16 protein-coding genes and 1 pseudogene are annotated in these 18,509 nt (G+C 72.3%); 9 read left to right on the forward strand and 8 right to left on the reverse strand.

Annotation, left to right across the window (positions count from 1 at the left end):
- Positions 1–60 precede the first annotated feature (60 nt).
- The 3 genes and pseudogenes from AAME72_RS13130 to AAME72_RS13140 form a co-directional block, all read right to left on the reverse strand.
- Positions 61–795, reverse strand: a pseudogene (locus AAME72_RS13130) (NAD(P)-binding domain-containing protein); the annotation flags it as partial.
- A 42-nt stretch (positions 796–837) separates the two neighbouring features.
- The gene (locus tag AAME72_RS13135) at positions 838–2,133 is read right to left on the reverse strand and encodes an AAA family ATPase (protein ID WP_348786999.1); all 1,296 of its coding nucleotides are present in this window, start codon (positions 2,131–2,133) and stop codon (positions 838–840) included.
- 85 nt (positions 2,134–2,218) lie between these two features.
- A complete protein-coding gene (locus AAME72_RS13140) occupies positions 2,219–3,658 on the reverse strand; it encodes a 2-isopropylmalate synthase (protein WP_348787000.1) in 1,440 nt (479 codons plus the stop codon).
- Positions 3,659–3,840: 182 nt separating this feature from the next.
- On the opposite strand from AAME72_RS13140, the gene AAME72_RS13145 reads away from it, so the two are divergent.
- Positions 3,841–4,515, forward strand: coding sequence for an FCD domain-containing protein (locus AAME72_RS13145; RefSeq protein WP_348787001.1), 675 nt, complete (start codon positions 3,841–3,843; stop codon positions 4,513–4,515).
- A 7-nt stretch (positions 4,516–4,522) separates the two neighbouring features.
- Complete coding sequence (locus AAME72_RS13150) at positions 4,523–5,329, forward strand: ATP-binding cassette domain-containing protein (RefSeq protein WP_348787002.1); 807 nt, start codon at positions 4,523–4,525, stop codon at positions 5,327–5,329.
- Positions 5,330–5,345: 16 nt separating this feature from the next.
- Here the strand turns inward: AAME72_RS13150 and AAME72_RS13155 are convergent, their stop codons facing one another.
- Complete coding sequence (locus AAME72_RS13155) at positions 5,346–6,254, reverse strand: NAD(P)/FAD-dependent oxidoreductase (protein ID WP_348787003.1); 909 nt, start codon at positions 6,252–6,254, stop codon at positions 5,346–5,348.
- Between the two features lie 66 nt (positions 6,255–6,320).
- On the opposite strand from AAME72_RS13155, the gene AAME72_RS13160 reads away from it, so the two are divergent.
- The 3 genes from AAME72_RS13160 to AAME72_RS13170 all read left to right on the forward strand — a co-directional run bounded on the left by AAME72_RS13160 (position 6,321) and on the right by AAME72_RS13170 (position 9,228).
- Positions 6,321–6,944, forward strand: a complete 624-nt coding sequence (locus AAME72_RS13160) for an XRE family transcriptional regulator (RefSeq protein WP_348787004.1) — start codon at positions 6,321–6,323, stop codon at positions 6,942–6,944.
- Positions 6,941–7,732 carry an alpha/beta fold hydrolase gene (locus AAME72_RS13165; protein WP_348787005.1) on the forward strand — a complete coding sequence of 264 codons (792 nt, stop codon included), beginning with the start codon at positions 6,941–6,943 and terminating at the stop codon, positions 7,730–7,732. The genes AAME72_RS13160 and AAME72_RS13165 overlap by 4 nt, the downstream gene beginning before the upstream one ends.
- A 116-nt stretch (positions 7,733–7,848) precedes the next feature.
- Positions 7,849–9,228: an FAD-binding oxidoreductase gene (locus tag AAME72_RS13170; protein ID WP_348787006.1), complete on the forward strand. Its 1,380-nt coding sequence runs from the start codon at positions 7,849–7,851 to the stop codon at positions 9,226–9,228.
- Between the two features lie 41 nt (positions 9,229–9,269).
- Here the strand turns inward: AAME72_RS13170 and AAME72_RS13175 are convergent, their stop codons facing one another.
- On the reverse strand, positions 9,270–10,631 hold the full coding sequence (locus AAME72_RS13175) for a DUF2252 domain-containing protein (RefSeq protein ID WP_348787007.1): 1,362 nt from the start codon (positions 10,629–10,631) through the stop codon (positions 9,270–9,272).
- Between the two features lie 62 nt (positions 10,632–10,693).
- On the opposite strand from AAME72_RS13175, the gene AAME72_RS13180 reads away from it, so the two are divergent.
- The 4 genes from AAME72_RS13180 to AAME72_RS13195 all read left to right on the forward strand — a co-directional run bounded on the left by AAME72_RS13180 (position 10,694) and on the right by AAME72_RS13195 (position 14,696).
- Positions 10,694–11,035 carry a hypothetical protein gene (locus tag AAME72_RS13180; protein ID WP_348787008.1) on the forward strand — a complete coding sequence of 114 codons (342 nt, stop codon included), beginning with the start codon at positions 10,694–10,696 and terminating at the stop codon, positions 11,033–11,035.
- Between the two features lie 222 nt (positions 11,036–11,257).
- Positions 11,258–13,078, forward strand: coding sequence for a glycoside hydrolase family 15 protein (locus AAME72_RS13185; protein WP_348787009.1), 1,821 nt, complete (start codon positions 11,258–11,260; stop codon positions 13,076–13,078).
- Positions 13,075–14,160 (forward strand): ATP-binding protein, encoded by a 1,086-nt coding sequence (locus tag AAME72_RS13190; protein WP_348787010.1) that lies wholly within the window; start codon positions 13,075–13,077, stop codon positions 14,158–14,160. Before AAME72_RS13185 ends, AAME72_RS13190 begins: the two co-directional genes overlap by 4 nt.
- On the forward strand, positions 14,157–14,696 hold the full coding sequence (locus AAME72_RS13195; protein ID WP_348787011.1) for a hypothetical protein: 540 nt from the start codon (positions 14,157–14,159) through the stop codon (positions 14,694–14,696). The genes AAME72_RS13190 and AAME72_RS13195 overlap by 4 nt, the downstream gene beginning before the upstream one ends.
- A 144-nt stretch (positions 14,697–14,840) precedes the next feature.
- Here AAME72_RS13195 and AAME72_RS13200 read toward each other — a convergent pair whose 3' ends face one another.
- From AAME72_RS13200 to AAME72_RS13210, 3 genes are read right to left on the reverse strand one after another with little or no spacing between them, the layout of a single operon-like run.
- The gene (locus tag AAME72_RS13200; protein WP_348787012.1) at positions 14,841–15,512 is read right to left on the reverse strand and encodes a GAP family protein; all 672 of its coding nucleotides are present in this window, start codon (positions 15,510–15,512) and stop codon (positions 14,841–14,843) included.
- A 6-nt stretch (positions 15,513–15,518) separates the two neighbouring features.
- The gene (locus AAME72_RS13205) at positions 15,519–16,724 is read right to left on the reverse strand and encodes an AI-2E family transporter (RefSeq protein WP_348787013.1); all 1,206 of its coding nucleotides are present in this window, start codon (positions 16,722–16,724) and stop codon (positions 15,519–15,521) included.
- Entirely contained in the window at positions 16,717–18,441 is a 1,725-nt protein-coding gene (locus AAME72_RS13210) for a SulP family inorganic anion transporter (protein ID WP_348787014.1), read from the reverse strand. The genes AAME72_RS13205 and AAME72_RS13210 overlap by 8 nt, the downstream gene beginning before the upstream one ends.
- Between the last annotated feature and the right edge of the window lie 68 nt (positions 18,442–18,509).

The following is an 18,509-nucleotide window of genomic DNA, read 5'->3' on the forward strand; positions in this document are numbered from 1 at the left end:
ACGTCCCTATGCAAATGTACAGACTCAGTTCCGCAGCGCCTGGCCCACGGCGGCCCCGGCTCACATGTCGCGGTAGCGCTTGGCCGCGGCGGTGGCCTCGCGGAGGCCGACCGCGTCCAGGCGCACGACGTATGCCGGGGTGTCGCGCTGCACGCGCCAGCCCTCGGCCAGCTCGCCCAGGTCCACGACATCGAAGCCGAACTCGTCGACCAGTGCGGCGACCCTGGCCCGCGCGTCGGCGTCGTCCCCCGCGACGGAGAGCGCCCGGCGGCCGGGGGTCCCGGCCGGCGCACCCTCGGCGGTCAGCGCAGCCGCGCCGATGTGGTTGAAGGCCTTCACGACGTGGCTCTCCGGCAGCACGGCCTGGAGGCGCTCGGCGACCGTGGTCGACTCGTCGTCCAGCTCCGGGATGTTCCCGTCGCGCTGCGGGTAGTAGTTGTTCGTGTCGATCACGATCTTGCCCGCCAGCTCGGCGGCCGGAAGGGTCGCCTCCGCCGCGAGCGGAGTCGTCACCACCACGATGTCGGCGGCCGATGCCGCCTCCGCGGGCGTTCCCGCCGTCGCGTGGTCGCCGAGCTCGGCGACCAGGGCGGAGAGCGTCTCCGGTCCGCGCGAGTTGCTCATCACCACGTCGTAGCCGCGCGCGACCGCGAGGCGCGCGAGCTGGGAGCCGATGTGTCCGGAACCGATGAAACCGATCGTTGTCATGCTTGCCCCAACCTCATCCTCCGCGCCCGGATTCCCGCACACCGTCGAGTACGAGGATCCTCTCCGTACTCGACGGCTTCGGCGCGAGTATCTGCGTACTCGACGGCGGGGCTGTGGAGAACGGGAGGCTCAGAGTCCTTCGGCGACGGCGGCGGCGGCGTGCAGCCACGCGCGGCGCGTCTTCGGCGCGAGCGTCTCGAACGAGAGCCGGCCGCCGTGCATCTCCGGGTCGAACGGGATGGTCACCGCACGCCGCGCGAGCGGCTCGAATCCTGCGGCCACCCTGCGCACGTCGGAGGCGGGGCCGGTGCGCTCGGACTGCGAGACGATCACCACCGCATCCCGCGCCAGCCGTGCGGACTGCGCGTCGCGCTGCATCAGCGCCTCCAGCAGCAGCGCACCGGCCTCCGCGTGCTCGCCGAGCGCCGTCGTGGCGATCACCAGTTGGTCGGTGTGGTCGATCATCCGCAGCCAGCGCTCGGCGGACTCGTCGTTGCCGCTGTCGATGATCACCAGCCGGTAGAACTTGGTCGCCACCTCGTGCAGGCGGTCGAAGTCCGCCGACGAGATGCGCTGCTCGGTCGCCAGCATGGTCGGGTTGGAGCGCAGCACGTCGTACTTGTCGGCGTTCTGGTGGTGCACGAAGTGACCGATGTCGGCGGTGCGGGCGCCGGCGGAGAGCAGGCTCTCGGTCGCGGGCAGCAGGGACTGCACGGTCGCGTCGTGCGCGTCCTGCTCCGTCCGCCAGCCGAGCGTGCCGCGGGTCTCGTTGTTGTCCCAGGCCAGAACGCCGGAGCCGCCGTTGCGCGCGAACACGGCCGCCAGCAGCGCGGTCGTCGGCGTCTTGTTCGCGCCGCCCTTGCCGTTGACGATCGCGATGGTCCGCGGGCCGGCCCAGTGCCTGCTCACCGCATCCAGCTCGGCGCGCTCGCGCAGCTCGGCGGCGGACGGTGCGAGCGGGATGCCCGCGCGGGCGAGCGCGCCGCGGACGCCCTGCTTCGCCCGGTCCGGGCGCGGGTTCTCCACGTAGAGGAACGACTCGCGCTCGGGCGCGGGACGGGGGAGCAGGGTGACCGGCGCGTGCCGGCTCTCCGACGCAGTGGCGTCGTCGGCAGCGTCCGCGACGGAGGCGCCCTCGGTCGCGGACTCGGCCGCGGCGCCCTCGGGCAGCGCCTCCTCGTCGCCGATGGAGCCGTCCGGATGCACGACGAGCAGCCAGTCGCCCTCCTCGTCCGAGACCATCAGCTGCACCGGGCGCCCGACCGACGCGGCGATCTCGCCGACGCGGCGCAGCACCGCCTCACGCAGGTGGTCCGTGCTCGCCTCGGCGAACTCCTCGCGCGCACCGTCGACGACGAGTTCGCCGGTCGCGTCGGTGCCGAAGCGCGCGCTCAGGTGCGGTGGCAGGGGCAGGTTGAGGGCCACGGGACTCCTTCCGGGCCGGCGAGCGGGGGAGCTCGCAGACCGACTCCGCACGGTAGACCCTTTCGCCGACGACTTCGAGTCCCGCTCAGGGGATTGCCAGGGCGGCCGCCTGCCCCGCCTGCGCCGTGTGCGCGCGGTACAGCTCCACCAGCTGCGTTCCCGTGACCTCGGCGCCCGTGCGGTCGGTGTGCTCCTGAACGACCCGGGCGAAGGCGACCTGCTCGTCGCGCGAGAGCGTGATCCCGTGCTCCTCCAGCAGGTGCGCGATGCCGCCCTTGCCCGACTGCGAGTTCACCCGGATCACCGCCTCGTAGCTGCGACCCAGGTCCGCCGGGTCGATCGGCAGGTAGGGCACCCGCCAGTCGAGGTCCGCCTCGGCGACGCCGGCCGCCGCCGCGCGGGCCCGGTGCTCGGCGAAGCCCTTCCTGATCGCGTCCTGGTGGGTGCCGCTGAACGCCGTGTGCACGAGCTCGCCGACGTACGGATGCCGGGGATGCAGCGGGATGCGCGTGCAGTCCTCGACCACCGCCCGCACCTCGTCGATGCGCGAGAAGTCGATCATCGGATCCACGCCCTGCGCGTGCAGGTTCAGCGCCAGCGTCGCCAGGTCGACGTTGCCGGTGCGCTCGCCGTTGCCGAAGATGCAGCCCTCCACGCGCTGCGCACCCGCGAGCACGGCCAGCTCGGCGCAGGCGATGCCGGTGCCCCTGTCGTTGTGCGGGTGCACCGAGAGGATGACGGAGTCGCGCCTCGCCAGGTTGCGGTGCATCCACTCAATCTGGTCCGCGTACACATTCGGCGTCGCCACCTCGACCGTCGCGGGCAGGTTGAGGATGACCGGCCGGTCCGGGGACGCCTGCCACAACCCGGTCACCGCGTCGCAGACCTCCAGCGCGAAATCCGGTTCGGTGAGGTTGAACACCTCGGGCGAGAACTCGAAACGGGTGTCCGGCCGGTCGCCCGCCAGCCGGAGCACGTCCGACGCACCCGCCAGGATGAGGTCGAGCAGCTCCCGCCGCTGCTTGCCGAGCACGACGTCCCGCCAGACGGGAGCGGTCGCCGTGTACAGGTGGATGACGACCGGGTTGCGCAGGCCCCGCACCGACTCCACGGTGCGCTCGATCAGGTCGCGCCTGGCCGGGGTGAACACCACGATCGTCACGTCCTCCGGGGCCAGCCGCTCCTCGGCGAGCAGGCGCACGAAGTCGTAGTCCGTGCGGGAGGCGCTCGGGTAGCCGACCTCGATCTCGGTGTAGCCCATCCGGACCATCAGCTCGAAGAACCGGCGCTTGCGCGCCGGGTCCATCGGCTCGGCGAGCGCCTGGTTCCCGTCGCGCAGGTCGACGGGCACCCAGAGCGGCGCGGTGGTGATGCGTGCGGAGGGCCAGCGGCGGTCGACGACGGGGATGTCGACGCGGCTGTGCACGTCCCGGTAGCGGTGGGAGGGCATCCCGGACGGGCGCTGGCGGTTCCAGGCGGGCGTCCCGGGCAGCTCGAGCGCCTCGCCGGCGGGCGTGGTGGTCATGGGGTTCTCCTTCGTGTCGTGCGTGCGGTCGGTCGACCGGCGCGACGAGGGAACCCGCGGACTCCGCGGCGGGGCGCCGGTCAGACCCCGCCGCGGCGGGGAAGGAGGAGGCGTCCGAAGTGCATGCTGCGACCGTAGCACTCCTCAGACAAGTAGACAAGTGTTGGGCTAGGCGGCATAGGATGGCAGACGTGCCCGTCCTCCGCGCCCCTCTCGCCGACCAGGCGGCCGACGCGCTGCTCGCACGCATCCGCGCGGGCGAATGGGCGCTCGGCGAGAAGCTCCCCGGCGAGACGACGCTCGCACCGCAGCTGGGCGTCGGCCGGTCGACGGTCCGCGAGGCGATCCGGCAGCTCGCCGGGCGAGGGATGCTGCAGTCCCGCCAGGGCGCCGGCGTCTTCGTCACCGCCCTCGACGTGCCGGAGGACTGGGACGCGGTGCTCCGGCGGGCCGGCATCGTGTCGGTGATCGAGGCGCGCACCGCGATCGAGTCGGAGGCGGCGGCGCTGGCCGCCGAGCGCCGCACCCCCGCGGAGCTGCGCGCGCTGCGCCGCGCCCTGCAGACCCGCGGCGAGCCTGCGGCGACGATCGAGGCGCACGTGGACGCGGACACCGCCTTCCACCGGGCCGTCGTCGATGCGGCCCACAACGACATCCTGCGCGAGCTGTTCGACGGGTTCGTGCCACGCTCGCGCGAGGCGATGGTGCAGATGCTGCGCATCCGCCCGGTGCCGGACGAGTCGGCCGACCACGACGCGCACGCCGCGCTGGTGGACGCCATCGCCCGCCAGGATCCGGATGCGGCGGCGCGCGCGAGTCGCGGCCACCTCGCCTCCCTGAAGAGCCGGCTGAGCTAGGAGCCCCATGACCGACACCGTCCTCGAACTCCGCGACGTCACCTTCCGGCGCGACGGCAACCAGATCCTCGACGGGATCGACCTGACCGTGCGCGCCGGCGAGCACTGGGCGCTGCTCGGCCCGAACGGTGCGGGCAAGTCGACGGTGCTCGGGTTCTGCGGGGCGCTGACGTTCCCCACCAGCGGGACCGTGGATGTGCTCGGCCGGCGCCTCGGCCGCGTCGAGCTGCAGGAGCTGCGGCGGCACATCGGGCACGTGAACCCGCGGCATCCGGTGCGCTCGCCCCTCACCGTCACCGAGGTGGTGCTCACCGGGATCACCGGCACGCTTGAGCGGCCGATGCGCTGGGAGCCGACGTCGGAGCAGCTGGCTCGCGCGCGGGAGCTCATCCACACCGTCGGCCTGGACGAGCGCAGCCAGGCACGCTGGCCGACCCTGTCGCAGGGCGAGCGCGGCCGCAGCCTGATCGCCCGCGCGCTGATCTCCGAACCCCGGCTCCTGCTGCTCGACGAGCCGACCACCGGCCTCGACGTCGCCGCGCGGGAGCAGCTGCTGGAGACGATCGACGGCCTCTCGCACACCGCTCCGGACCTCGCCTCCGTGCTGGTCACCCACCACCTCGAGGAGCTGCCGGAGACGACGACGCACGCGCTGCTCATCTCGCACGGCCGCATCGTCGCCGTCGGTCCGATCGCCGAGGCGATCACGACCGAGAGCGTGACGCGCGCCTTCGAGCACCCGATCCGCGTCGAGCGCGCGGACGGCCGCTGGAGCGCCCGCGCGGTGCGCGAGCGGGCCGGGCTCGGCGGCTAGCCGCGTCCCGGGCCCGCTAGCGCTGCGGCACCTTCTCCAGCGCGAACTCCATCGCGAGCTGGGCGGCAACCAGCGCGGCCGCCGCCGCAGCCATCCCGACCTGTGCGGACGGGTCGGTCACATTGCCGGCGGCCCAGACGCCGGGGACGCTCGTGCGGCCCTGCTGGTCCGTCGGCAGATGCTCGCCGATGCCGGCGGGATGCTCGACGGGCGCGAGTCCCAGGCCGGAGAGGAAGGGTGCGACGATCCGCGAGCGCGGGCCGATCACGACCGTCTCGACGGGATGCACCTCGCCGCCAGCGAGTCGGAGGCCGGCCACGCGGCCCTCCCGCAGTTCGACCGCCTCCACAGCGCCCTCCACCACGGGGATGCCGCGCTCGGCCGCCTCCTCCGCGAGGCCCGGCTGGTCGTTCGCGAACAGGGTGACGTCCGGGCTCCACTGGTGGAACAGCAGCGCCTGGTGCATCGCACGCCCGCTCAGGGCCAGCACGCCGATCGCGGTGTCGCGCACCTCCCAGCCGTGGCAGAACGGGCAGTGCACGACCTCCGCGCCCCAGCGCTCCCTCAGGCCGGGGATGTCGGGGATCTCGTCCACGAGGCCGGTCGTGACGATGAGCCGGCGTGCGCTCAGCCTCCGCGAGCCGTCCACGGTCACGACGAACCCGTCGCGGTCCGGACGCGCGTCGGTCACGGTGCTGTCGAGGATGCCGCCGCCGTAGCCGATGACCTCCGCGCGACCGCGCGCCAGGAGTTCGGCCGGGGGCGTGCCGTCGCGGCCGAACAGCCCGTGCACCTCGCCGGCGCGCGCGTTGCGCGGGGCCCCCGCATCCACCACCAGCACCGACACCCTGGCGCGGGCGAGCATCAGGCCGGCGCTGAGTCCGGCCGCGCCGCCGCCGATCACGATCACATCGAAGTCGTCCATGCCTCCACACTCGGCGGCGGCCGGATGAATTGGCAAGTTTCGTTGCCGAAGTGGCAAAATGTGGGCATGACCGACGAGACCGACCGCGAGCTCGACCGCGCGCTCGGCGCGGTCGGCGACCGGCTGCGCGCGCTCCGCACCCGTCGCGACCTGACCCTCGCCGAGCTCGCCGCGACCACCGGCATCTCGGTCAGCACGCTCTCGCGGCTGGAGTCCGGCGCCCGGCGTCCCACCCTCGAGCTGCTGCTGCCGCTCGCCCGCGCGCACGGCGTGACCCTGGACGAGCTGGTGGATGCGCCGCAGACCGGCGACCCCCGCGTGCACCTGCGGCCGGTGCGGCACGGCGACCGCACCGTGGTGCCGCTCACCCGCAGGACCGGCGGTATCCAGGCGTTCAAGACCGTCATCCCCGGCGGTCGTCCCGCCCCCGGTATCCCCGACCCCAGGACGCACGAGGGCTACGAGTGGCTCTACGTGCTGAACGGCCGCCTGCGCCTCGTGCTCGGCGAGCACGACATCGAGCTCGGGCCGGGCGAGGCGGCCGAGTTCGACACCCGCGTGCCGCACTGGTTCGAGCGGGCCGGCGAGGACGCGGTCGAGTTCCTGAGCCTGTTCGGCAAGCAGGGCGAGCGCGTGCACCTGCGGGCTCGCCCTTCGCGCCCGGGCGACGGCGCCGGTGACCGCTCGTGACGACGTTCGCCATCGCGGACGACGGCGTGCGGATCGCGTTCGAGGAGCACGGCAGCGGCGTCCCGGTGCTGCTGATCGCCGGCCAGGCGACCGGGATGCACGGCTGGGGACCGTTCGCCGACGCCCTGGCACGCGACTTCCGGGTCATCGCGTTCGACCACCGCGGCATCGGCGCGAGTGAGGAAGGCGACGCCGGGCTCTACTCGACGCGATCGTTCGCCGCCGACGCCGTGGCGGTGCTGGATGCGGCGGGCGTCGCAGCGGCGCACGTCGTCGGGCACTCGATGGGCGGCCGTGTCGCTCAATGGCTTGCCGCGGACGACCCGGGCAGGGTGCGCCGCCTGGTGCTCATCGCCACCACCGCGAGCGATCGCGCCGGCGGCTCCGGTGCTCGGCGCGACCCGGCCGCCATCGCCGACCTGCTGAGCGGCGACCGCGCCAGGATGCGACCCCTGTTCTTCGACGACGGCTGGGCCGACGCTCATCCCGACGTGGTCGACGGGTTCTTCGGCCGCGTCGCCTCCCGCCCGGCGCTCCGGGGCCACTTCGCGGCGAGCCGCGACCACGACGCCAGGGACGCGCTCGCCGGCATCCGCGCCGAGACGCTCGTCATCCACGGCAGCCGCGACGCGCTCACCCCGGTGCCGCACGCCAGGATGCTCGCCGACGGCATCCCGCACGCCCGCTTCCTGGAGCTGGACGCCCGCCACGGCCTGCACCTGGACACGCCCGCCGTGCTCGACGCGGTGCGCGACTTCCTCCTGCCGGAGGGGCAGCGGCGGGACTGACGGCAGGGAATTGGGGGTGGTGCCGCGGCGACGGGCAGGAGCATCCTTGGTGCCGTCGCCGCGGGGTGCCGCGGCGACGGTCACCAGATACCCGAAACCCGAACAGGAGCACCACCATGTCTCTCACCGAGACCGACGTCTCGGACGACTTCCGAGACCTCGCCGGTCGCGTCGCCGGCTCCGTCGTCACACCCGCCGACCCCGGCTGGGACACCGTCCGCCAAGCCTGGAACCTCGCGCACGACCAGCATCCTGACCTCGTCGTCGTCCCGGCCGGCCCCGACGACGTGGCGGCCGCGCTCGACTTCGCCCGGGAGACCGGGCGCACGCTGGTGCCGCAGGGCACCGGGCACTTGGCCGCACCACTCGGCGACCTCGCCGGATGCCTGCTGCTGAACACGTCGGCGCTGCGCGGCGTCGAGGTGGATGCGGACGCCCGCGTCGTCCGCGCGGGCGCCGGTGCCGTCTGGGGCGACGTCACCTCCGCGCTCGCGCCGCACTCCCTCGCCGCGCTCGCGGGGTCCTCGCCCGATGTCGGCATCTCCGGCTACCTGCTCGGCGGCGGGTACAGCTGGCTCGCGCGCGAGCACGGGCTCGGCTGCACCTCTGTGATCGCGCTCGACGTCGTCACCGCGGACGGCGTGCAGCGGCACGTGACCGCGGAGCAGGAGCCCGAGCTGTTCTGGGCGCTCCGCGGTGGCGGCGGCACCACGGCCGTCGTGACCGCGATCACCCTGCGGGTGCTCCCGCTCGCGACCATCTACGCCGGGATGCTGCTCTTCCCGATCGAGCGCGCCGGCGAGGTCGTGCGCGCCTACGAGCGCTGGACACGCGACATCACCGAGGCCGCGACCACCTGCGTCCGGCTGCTGCGCGTCCCGCCGCTGCCGGACGTTCCCGAGCCGCTGCGCGGCCGGGCGTTCGTGGGCGTCAACGGGGCGATCGACCTGCCGGAGGAGGAGGCCGTGGCTCTGCTCGCGGACCTGCGCGTCCTCGGCCCGGAGCTGGACACGTTCGCTCCCATGCCGGCGGCGGCCCTCGGGGCCATCAACATGGACCCGCCGATGCCGGTGCCCGCGGCCGGCGACGGGATGATCATCGACGATCTGCCGGAGGACGCGATCGCGGCGCTGCTGGCGGTCGCAGGGCCCGAGGCGCAGACGCCGCTGCTGGCCGTCGACCTGCGCAACCTCGGCGGTGCCGCGGGCCGTCCGGCCCCGGGAGGCGGCGCGGTCGACCACCTGCCCGGCCGGTTCCTGGTCTACGCGGTGGGCATCGTGCCTGACCCCGCGCTCGCCCCGGCGGTCGCGGGAGCCGTGGAGGCGGTGCGCGGCGCGCTCGCGCCCTGGGCGGCCGAACGCGACTACGCCAACTTCCGCGAGACCGTCGTGCCGGCGTCCCGGCTGTGGGCGCCGGACGTCCTCGAACGGCTTCGTGCGGTCAAGGCGGCGTACGACCCCCAGGGGGTGATCCGCACCGCGCACCAGCTGGCGTGAGGCGGCGTCCGGCGCCCCGTCGGGTCCATCGGGTCAGCGCGTCAGGCGAAGAAGCCCTGCCGCGCCGCGTCCACGAACAGCTCGTAGTCCGCCTCCGCCTGGTCGGCGTAGGCGTGCGCCCACTCCGCCGCCGCGCGCACGAACGCTCCGCCCGTCCCGATGTACCCGGCCGCGAACGCCGCCTTGGGAGAGCGGGCGTGCGCGCGGCCGAGCACGATCGCGCACGCCTGGGCGTAATCCGTGAACTGCGCGGCGTTCATCTCCCCGATCTCGAACGACGCGTTGCGGTTGCGGAAGATGCGCATGTAGAAGCCGTAGTCCTCCACGTTCAGATAGCCGAGGAACGGATCCGAGACCGCCTGCAGGATCCGCTGGCAGCCGACCACCCGGTAGCCCTGGTGCCGATCGAACAGCACAGGGTCCAGGTAACCGAGCGCGGGGGAGACCTGCCCGAACTCCTGCACCACCGAGGCGCCGGCCTCCTTCAACTGCAGGATGAGCACGTCCCCGGTCGGGTCGCCGAGGGCGATGATGAAGCACCGGGTGCCGACGCTGCCGACCCCGACGACGCGGCGGGCGACGTCGAGCACGGTGTACTGCGACAGCATGAGCGCGAGGTTGGACGGGACGCTGGCGCGGTAGTCCTCGAAGACGCCGTCGATGAGGGCGCGGATATCCGGCTCCAGGCGGGTGAGCACCGGCGGCTGCTCCACGAAGCGCATCCGGCCGTCCCCGCCCTCCTCCAGAGTGCGCGCGGCGACGCGCTCGCTCGTCCGCTTCTCCGACTGCTTGAGCGTGCGCTTGACCATCCGCTCGGAGTCCGGCGACAGCACCTGCCTGTTGTTCATGTCGGTGGGGGTGAAGTAGCGGCCGTACAGCGGGAGTCGCAGGGCGTTGCGGAGGGCGTTGCGGTACATCGCGGACGCGTCGAGCACGATCGTCCGCAGCTGCGCCCCGCCCATCCCGAGCGACCGTCCGGCGAGGACGACGCTCGCGAGCAGGCGCTTGACGTCCCACTCCCAGGGTCCGATGAACGCCTCGTCGAAGTCGTTGATGTCGAACACCATCGCGCGCTCGGGCGAGCGGTAGACGCCGAAGTTGCCGAGGTGGGCGTCGCCGCAGATGATCACCTCCGCGCCGGAGTCGACGCCGGCGTGCAGGTCCGCGGACTGGATCGCCGCCGTCCCGCGGTAGAACGCGAACGGGTCGGCGCCCATCCGCTCCACTCGCAGCTGGACGAGCCACGGCAGCCGCGATTCGTGCTGCGTGCGCAGGATGCCCAGCGGATCCCGGCCCGGCGGCGGCGTGTACTCGGCCTGCGCGGAGCGCGGCACGTCGCCGCGTGCCGCTCGTCCCGCCTCGTAGAGCTCGGCCTCGGTGAGCGGGGTCGCGATCGTGGTCATGTCCCACCTCCTGCGCAGCGCGCTCATGGTAGCTCCCGCCCGGGCGGCTAGGGTAGGGGCCGATGGACGACTGGATCGAACACCGCCGCGGCGACGGCGAGCGCCTGGGCTGGATGCGGCAGGAGGGCGAGCTGTTCGTCCCCGTCGACCTGCTCGGACGCGACCTGAGCGGACCTGTGGACTGGCTGGCGGCGGAGGAGCTGCTGGAGGAGACGGGGATCGGCTACCTCGCCGGCATCTTCGAGCTGAGGATGGAGGACGGCAGCTGGCTGCGGGTGCGGCTGGCGGAGGTGTCGCCGACGCGCATCGTGGCGAAGAAGGACGACTTCGGCGCCGTCGGCATCCCGCAGGTCTTCTTCACGCTCCCGTTCCCCATGCCGGAGAGCCTCCGCCCCGCCGCCTGACGCCGCCCCGCACAGGCGTCGCCCGGCCGCCGAGCACAGGGAAAGTGCTGCGATTCCGCCGAAACCGCGACACTTTCCCTGTGCTCGGCAGCCTTCGCGTGGCGAGCCGGCGGCGAGCGTCGGCGAGCGGGGGTGGGCGGAGGACGGGGCTGGTGCGGCGTCGGAGCGCGGCGTTAGCATCCGGCTATCGCGGCCCGGACGTGGCGCGCGGAGGAGGTTCCCGTGGCCGACGCACCCTTCCCGGACATCGCCGATCACGGCATCATCGGCGACCTGCAGTCGGTCGCCCTGGTCGCCACCGACGGCGCCATCGACTGGTTCTGCGCGCCCCGGTTCGATTCGCCTTCGCTGTTCGCGGCGCTGCTGGACCGTGAGAAGGGCGGCTACTTCCGCATCCACGCGCTCGGCGACGGCGTGCGGATCAAGCAGATGTACTTCCCGCAGACCGCCGTGCTGATCACGCGGTTCATGTCGTCGGAGGGCGTCGGCGAGGTGATCGACTTCATGCCGATCGCCGACGAGCCGAAGGTGGCGACGCAGAACCGGGTGATCATGCGCGGGGTGCGGGTGGTGCGCGGGACGCTGCGGTTCCGCCTGGAGTGCCGGCCCCGGTTCGACTACGGCCGCAGCGAGCACACCGCGACCGCCTCCGAGCACGGCGTCCTCTTCCGCGACGGGACGCTGACCGCTGCGCTGCACGGCGTCGGCCCTGATGCGCTCGACGGTACCGACGTCGACACCGAGTTCCGGCTGCAGGAAGGCGACCTGCGGCTGTTCGCCTTCGAGACGGCGCCGCGCGGCGAGCCGCGGGATCTCGGTCGCAACCGTGGCAACCGGCGCTTCCGGGAGACCGTCGCCTTCTGGCGGGACTGGCTCTCCCGGAGCAGCTACTCGGGGCGCTGGCGCGCGTCCGTCGAACGCTCGGCGATGGTCCTCAAGCTGTTGCAATATGCACCGTCCGGCGCGCTGGTGGCTGCGCCAACGGCCGCGCTCCCCGAGCAGCTCGGCGGCGTGCGGAACTGGGACTACCGGTACACGTGGATCCGCGACGCATCCTTCTCCGTCTACTCGCTGATCGCGCTCGGCTACGAGGAGGAGGCGATCTCCTTCTCGCTGTGGGTGGCCGACCGGGTCGCCGAGCAGGTGGGCGACGCATCCGGCCCGCTGAAGATCATGTACCGGATCGACGGTTCCTCCGACCTCGAGGAGCTGACCCTGGACGACTTCGAGGGCTATGCGGGCTCGCGTCCGGTGCGGATCGGCAACGGGGCGGCGGACCAGCTGCAGCTCGACATCTACGGCGAGGCGATCGATGCGCTGTTCACCGCGGACGGGTTCCGCGCGATCGGGCACCCCGGCTGGACGAAGCTCGTTGGCATCCTCGACTGGCTCGCCGACAACTGGGACCAGCCCGACGAGGGCGTCTGGGAGACGCGCGGCGGCCGGAAGGACTTCACCTACGGCCGGATCATGTGCTGGGTCGCGTTCGACCGGGCGATCTCGCTGGCCAGGAAGCGCGGCCGCCCCGCCCCGCTGGAACGCTGGATCGCCGCCAGGGACGCGATCTACGAGCAGGTCTTCACCCAGTGCTGGAACCCCGAGCGCAAGGCGTTCACCCAGTATCCCGGCACCGACGTCGTGGACGCGATCACCCTGCTGATGCCGCTGGTGGGGATGATCTCGCCGAACGACCCGATGTGGCTCTCGACGCTCGACGCCATCGGCGAGGAGCTCGTCGCCGACAGCCTGGTCTACCGCTACAACCCCTCGGCGTCGCCCGACGGCCTGCCGGGGGCGGAGGGCACCTTCTCGCTCTGCTCCTTCTTCTACGTGAGTGCGCTCACCGACGCGGGCAGGCTCGACGAGGCGCAGTACGCCTTCGAGAAGATGCTCACCTACGGCAATCACGTCGGCCTCTACTCCGAGGAGATCGACCAGAGCGGCCTCCAGCTCGGCAACTTCCCGCAGGCGTTCACCCACCTGGCCCTGATCCGGGCGGCGATCGCCCTGGACGCGGCCCTCACCTCCCGAGGAGCACGATGATCCCGCTGACCATCGGAACCAGCGCCGACGCGCCCGACCGCCCCGCCGTCATCGACGGCTCGCGCTTCAACAGGCACACCTTCTGGTGCGGGCAGAGCGGGTCGGGCAAGACGTACGCGCTCGGTGTGGTGCTGGAGCAGCTGCTGCTGGAGACGACGCTCCCGGTCGCGGTGATCGACCCGAACGCGGACTTCGCACGGCTCCACCGCGTCCGCGACGAGGTGGAGCCTGAGCTGCGCGAGCGGTTCGGCGGCCTGGACATCCGGGTGTTCCACTCGAGCACCCGCGAGGAACCGCAGCTGCACACGCGCTACGTCGACCTGAGCGTGCGCTCGCAGGCGGCGGTCGGCCGGCTGGATCCGATCGCCGACGAGGAGGAGTACAACGCCCTGCTGCACCTGGACAAGGCGCCGGAGCACTACGAACGCGGCCGGTTCCTGGACGGCCTGATGGCGTCGGACGACCCGGCGCGGAGGCGGCTCGGAATGCGCATCGACAACCTGGAGATCCTGGACTGGCCGCTCTGGGCGTTCGGCGGCGCCTCGGCGGTCGACACCATCGACGAGCGCCCGCGGGTCACGGTGCTCGACGTCGGCGGCTTCGCCCATCCCGCCGAACCGCAGGCCGCGGCGCTGTGCGTTCTGGAGCACCTGTGGGATCGGCGGATGGACAGGAACCCGATCCTCATCGTCATCGACGAGGCGCACAACTTCTGCCCGCCGTCTCCCCGCAACAGCGTGGAGGCGCAGCTGACCGAGCAGCTCATCCAGATCGCGGCGGAGGGCCGCAAGTTCGGGCTCTGGCTGTTCCTCTCCACGCAGCGGCCGACCAAGATCCACCCGAACGTGCTCTCCCAGTGCGACAACCTCGGGCTGATGCGCATGAACTCGCCGCGCGACCTCGTCGAGATCGGGAACGTGTTCGGGTTCGTCCCACAGCACCTGCTGGAGCAGTCACCCGCATTCCGCAAGGGCGAGGCGCTGTTCGCGGGAGCGTTCTCGGAGGAGCCGCAGCTGGTGCGCGTCGGACGCCGGCTGACCGTGGAGGGCGGCAGCGACCTGTCGGTGGAGGCGATGGCATGAGCCCCGGCGGGGGCAGCGAGGGCCAGCAGGTCCGGCTGCACCGGGCGTTCTGGCGGCACTGGGGGACGCCGGCCGCCATCTACGGCACGATCGTCTATGCCAGCGTGGTCGCCGCCGCCTCGATCGAGAACGAGGACCACGAGTCGGCGGTGCAGGTGCTCGTCTTCAGCGTGGTGAGCATCGTCGTGTTCTGGCTCGCCCACGTCTACTCGACGGCGCTGGGCTTCCACGGCGACGCGGACCGGCTCGGCGACAGGATGCGCGACTCGCTGCGGCACGCCCTCCGCGAGTCCAGCGGGATGCTGGAGGCGGCCATCGTGCCGAGCGTCCCGCTGCTGCTGGCGGCGCTGCACGTGCTGCCCGTGAACCTCGGCGTCACCCTGGCGCTCTGGCTGACCGTCCTGATGCTGGCGCTGCTCGGCTACCTCGTCTTCCTGGTCCGAGGCCGACCGGTCGCGGTCTGCCTCGCGGGGGCGGTGATCACCGGCCTGTTCGGCGTTGTCGTGATCCTGCTGAAGACGTCGCTGCAGCACTGAGCCGCTCGCTGCGCGGCGCACACCGATCGTCTGCATCTGCAACGATTTGCCCCAAATCGTGGTTCTGCCGCGCTCAAGGCCGCGATTTGGCGCAAATCGTCGTCAGGACACCTCGAGGATCGGCGGCAGAGGCGGCGCAGGGGCTCAGAAGCTCGCGATGCCCTTGCCGATCAGGACGACGCCGAACACCAGGAGCAGCACCGCCATGACCGCCGCGTTGTTGTGGACGAGCCAGCGGCGCAGGGAGTCGAGGGGCCCGCGCATCCGGTCGGCCGCGAGCAGGTAGCCGATCACGGGGATCGCGACCGAGCAGGCCGCGATCACCACGAACACCACGATGACGACGGTCGCGGCGCCGGCCGAGAGGCCGGCGGTGCCGATCGCGACTCCGGCGCCGGCCGCGAGCAGCAGGTTCTTGGGGTTGACCGCGGCCAGGATGAACGCGAGCACGAAGCCGCGCCCCGCGGTCATCGAGTCGATCGCGTCCATCCATTTCGGCAGCTTCTCCGCCTCGCCCGGTCGCGGCCGGCTCCGCCACTGCCGCAGGGCAAGCAGGAGGAGGAGCGCGCCGAGCACGATCTTGATCGTGCCCGCGATCGGCTTGGACGCGTCAGGGTCGTTCTCCGGCAGCAGCCCCGAGAGCAGTGTGAAGACCACCACCGCCACGATGATGCCGACCAGCCAGCCGAGCAGGAACCCGACGCTCGTCCCGCGCGCCCGTGGCGACAGCAGCATCAGGATCGCCGCGATGATCGGCACCGGGCTGATCGCGATCCCGAGCGCCAAGGGCAGCGTTTCCCCGATCGCACTCCCCATGCTTGTCTATCCCTTCCGTCCGGCCTGCTTCTGCGTCTTCGTCTCCAGCCGCTGCGCCTTCGCGGCGGCGGTCTCCTCTTTCATCAGTTCCCGCGTCTCCTGCAAGTCGCCGATCGCCGCCCGCCAGATCCGCGCGCGCGGGTCGGAGTCGACGAGCACGGCGCGGGCGAGCAGCGTGAGGGGAACGGCGAGGATGGCGCCGATCGGCCCGAGCACGACCGCCCAGAACAGCACGGAGAAGAAGGTGAGCGTCTGGCTCAGCGACACCGCGTTGCCGACCACCTTCGGCTGCACGATGGACTGCACGACGGCGTTGATGATCCCGTAGATGACGATGATCGCGATCACCGTGCCCCAGCCGCCGGTCAGGTAGCCGAACACGAGCGGTGGCACCAGGGCGATGAAGTAGCCGACGTTCGGGATGAACGAGCAGAGGAACGCGAGGATCGCCCACAGCAGGGCGGCCGGCACCCCCAGCACCCACAGTGCGAGACCGTTGATCACACCCTGAACGATGCCGAGCAGCGTGGTGACCACCATGTACCGGCGGACGCTGTGCGCGAAGCCGCCCATCGCGTAGACGAGGTTGGGCTTGGTCGGCTGCAGCTGCCGCAGGAGCGTCGGGGTGTAGGCCGCGTCCGCCGGCATCAGGATGAGCATGGTCAGCACGATCACACCGAACGCGACGAAGCCGAAGGCGCCGCCGAGCAGCCCGGTGAAGAAGTTCACCAGTTTGGTGGGGTCGAAGCCGGAGGCGACAGACTGCACCTCCTGCTGGCTGACGCCGATGCTGTGCAGCCACGCCGCGAACTGGTCGCCGAACTGATCGAGCTGGTCCTTGTACTGGGGCAGCATCGCAACGAACTGTGCGAGCGCGACGATCAGCAGCCCGGCGAACGCGGCGAGCAGTGCGAACGTCGTGAGGGCGACCGCCCCGGTCGCGATTCCGGCCGGCGTCCCGTGCCGGGTGAGCCAGACGCGCACCGGCTGCGCGCAGATCGTGAGCACCAGCGCGAGGAGGGAGGGCGCGAGGATGTTGCCGATCGCGTGCATCCCGACCGCGACGACCGTGCCCGCGGCGAGCCCGAGCAGGATCCGCACCGCGCGTCCGGACGCCTCTGCCGCCTGCTGGTCGGGGTCCGGCCCCTCAGGCGGCGGCGCCTCTGGCGCCCGGGGACGACGGTGGAAGGGCCACCAGCCCCGCTCAGCCACGGGGTTCCCCCGCGGCGTCGGTCCGGAGCGCCATGATGGCCTCCCTGTTCGTGTCGAAGAAGCGCACCCCGTGCAGCAGCCCGAGGTGCTCGAGTCGGTCGCGGATGCCCGGGCGCACGCGGCTGAGCGCGAGGTCGGTGCCGCGGCCGGAGAGCGAGGCCTGGACGGCCTCCCACGATTCGGCGCCGGTCACGTCGACGTCGGTCACCGCCTCCATGTCGAGGACGACGTGACGGGCTCCCGCCTCCCGCGCGGCACGTTCGACGGCCTGCTCGAACACCGTGGAGTTGGCGAAGAACAGCGGCGCGGCCAGGCGGACGACGACGACCCCGGGCACGGTCGGCTCGCCGACGGGCGCGGCGGCGAGCAGCGAGTGCTCCGGGTCGCCGTCTGCGGCGAGCGTGTCGATGGGCGGATTCGCGGCGCGACGGGTCACGTTGACGACGGCGAGCACGAACGCGATCAGGATGCCTGCGATCGGGCCGATCAGCAGGGCCCCGAGGAAGCAGACGGCGCCGATCACGAACTCGAAGCGGTCGAGGCGCCAGAGCCGGACGAAGTCGGGGATGCCGAGCAGCGGCACCACGGCGACGGCGACGATCGCGCCGATCGCGGGGGAGGGGATGTGCTCGAGCAGCGCCGTGCCGAAGATCAGCAGCAGCAGCGTCCCGAGCGCCGTGATCAGGCTGGGCAGCTGCGTGCGGGAGCCGGCCTGGTCCATCGCGGCCGTGCGCGAGGTGGACGAACCGACCGTGAAACCGCCCGAGACGCCGGCGCCGAGGTTCGCGACGCCGAAGGCGAACAGGTCGCGGTTGGGCCGCGTCGGGTATCCCCGCTTCTCGCCGTACGACCGCGAGACCAGCAGGCCCTCGCCCATCGTCACAACGGTGAGGGCGATGGCGGAGGGAACGAGCGCCGCCCACTGGCTCCATTCGATCACCGGCCAGGTGAGCGTCGGCGGTCCCGCCTCCACCTTTCCGAGCACGGACACCCCCGCCTTCTCGGCGGAGGACAGGACGACGACGATCGTCCCGACGATGAGCACGATGAGCGCCCACGGCACGGCGGCGGCGATCCTGCGCCCGACGAGCAGGACAATGAGCGCGCCGGCCGAGATGAGCACCGACCACACGTTGAGACCGGGCAGTCCGGTGACGAGCCCGGTCAGCTTCTCGATGAACTCGCCACCCGAGTCGATCTTCACGCCGAGCATCTTCGCCGCCTGCGAGACCAGGATGTCGAGCGCGAGGCCGCCGACGAAGCCGACGAGGATCGGCTTGGACAGGAAGTTCGCCAGGAACCCGAGCTTGAAGAACGAGCAGGCGAGGAACATCACGCCGCAGATCAGCGCTTGCGCGAGGGCGAGCGTTATGTAGTCCTGGTGTCCCGCGACGGCGAGCCCGCCGAGCGAGGATGCGACCAGCGCGGCCGCGGCAGCGTCCGGGGACGCGACGAGCTGGCGCGAGGAGACGGTCAGCGCGTAGAGCACCGCCGGCACGATCAGCGCGTAGAGACCGGCCGTCGCGGGGAGGCCGGCGATCTGCGCGTAGCCGATGTTCAGCGGCACGGCGATCGCGAGCAGGGTCACGCCGGCGAGGACCTCGCGGAACGCGTTCCGCGGGGTCAGCCCCGCCAGCGGGCGGAGGCGGGAAGGTCGCGGCGCCGGAGTCCTCGTGGACTCCGGCGCCGCGGCGGTCGGGTCGGTCACGTCGGTCACCGGACCCGGGTGGTCAGACCGTCGGCGCGGCCGGCGGCGGTGTGGTGGGTGCGGCGGGCGCGGCCCCC

Source organism: Leifsonia sp. NPDC080035 (genome assembly GCF_040050925.1).
Taxonomy (GTDB): Bacteria; Actinomycetota; Actinomycetes; order Actinomycetales; family Microbacteriaceae; genus Leifsonia.

Bases quoted from the DNA above. Each gene is read 5' to 3' on its own strand.
- AAME72_RS13140 (WP_348787000.1), bottom strand. From the start codon at position 3,658: ATGACCACCACGCCCGCCGGCGAGGCGCTCGAGCTGCCCGGGACGCCC.
- AAME72_RS13145 (WP_348787001.1), top strand. From the start codon at position 3,841: ATGGCAGACGTGCCCGTCCTCCGCGCCCCTCTCGCCGACCAGGCGGCC.
- AAME72_RS13150 (WP_348787002.1), top strand. From the start codon at position 4,523: ATGACCGACACCGTCCTCGAACTCCGCGACGTCACCTTCCGGCGCGAC.
- AAME72_RS13155 (WP_348787003.1), bottom strand. From the start codon at position 6,254: ATGGACGACTTCGATGTGATCGTGATCGGCGGCGGCGCGGCCGGACTC.
- AAME72_RS13160 (WP_348787004.1), top strand. From the start codon at position 6,321: ATGACCGACGAGACCGACCGCGAGCTCGACCGCGCGCTCGGCGCGGTC.
- AAME72_RS13170 (WP_348787006.1), top strand. From the start codon at position 7,849: ATGTCTCTCACCGAGACCGACGTCTCGGACGACTTCCGAGACCTCGCC.
- AAME72_RS13175 (WP_348787007.1), bottom strand. From the start codon at position 10,631: ATGACCACGATCGCGACCCCGCTCACCGAGGCCGAGCTCTACGAGGCG.
- AAME72_RS13180 (WP_348787008.1), top strand. From the start codon at position 10,694: ATGGACGACTGGATCGAACACCGCCGCGGCGACGGCGAGCGCCTGGGC.
- AAME72_RS13190 (WP_348787010.1), top strand. From the start codon at position 13,075: ATGATCCCGCTGACCATCGGAACCAGCGCCGACGCGCCCGACCGCCCC.
- AAME72_RS13195 (WP_348787011.1), top strand. From the start codon at position 14,157: ATGAGCCCCGGCGGGGGCAGCGAGGGCCAGCAGGTCCGGCTGCACCGG.
- AAME72_RS13200 (WP_348787012.1), bottom strand. From the start codon at position 15,512: ATGGGGAGTGCGATCGGGGAAACGCTGCCCTTGGCGCTCGGGATCGCG.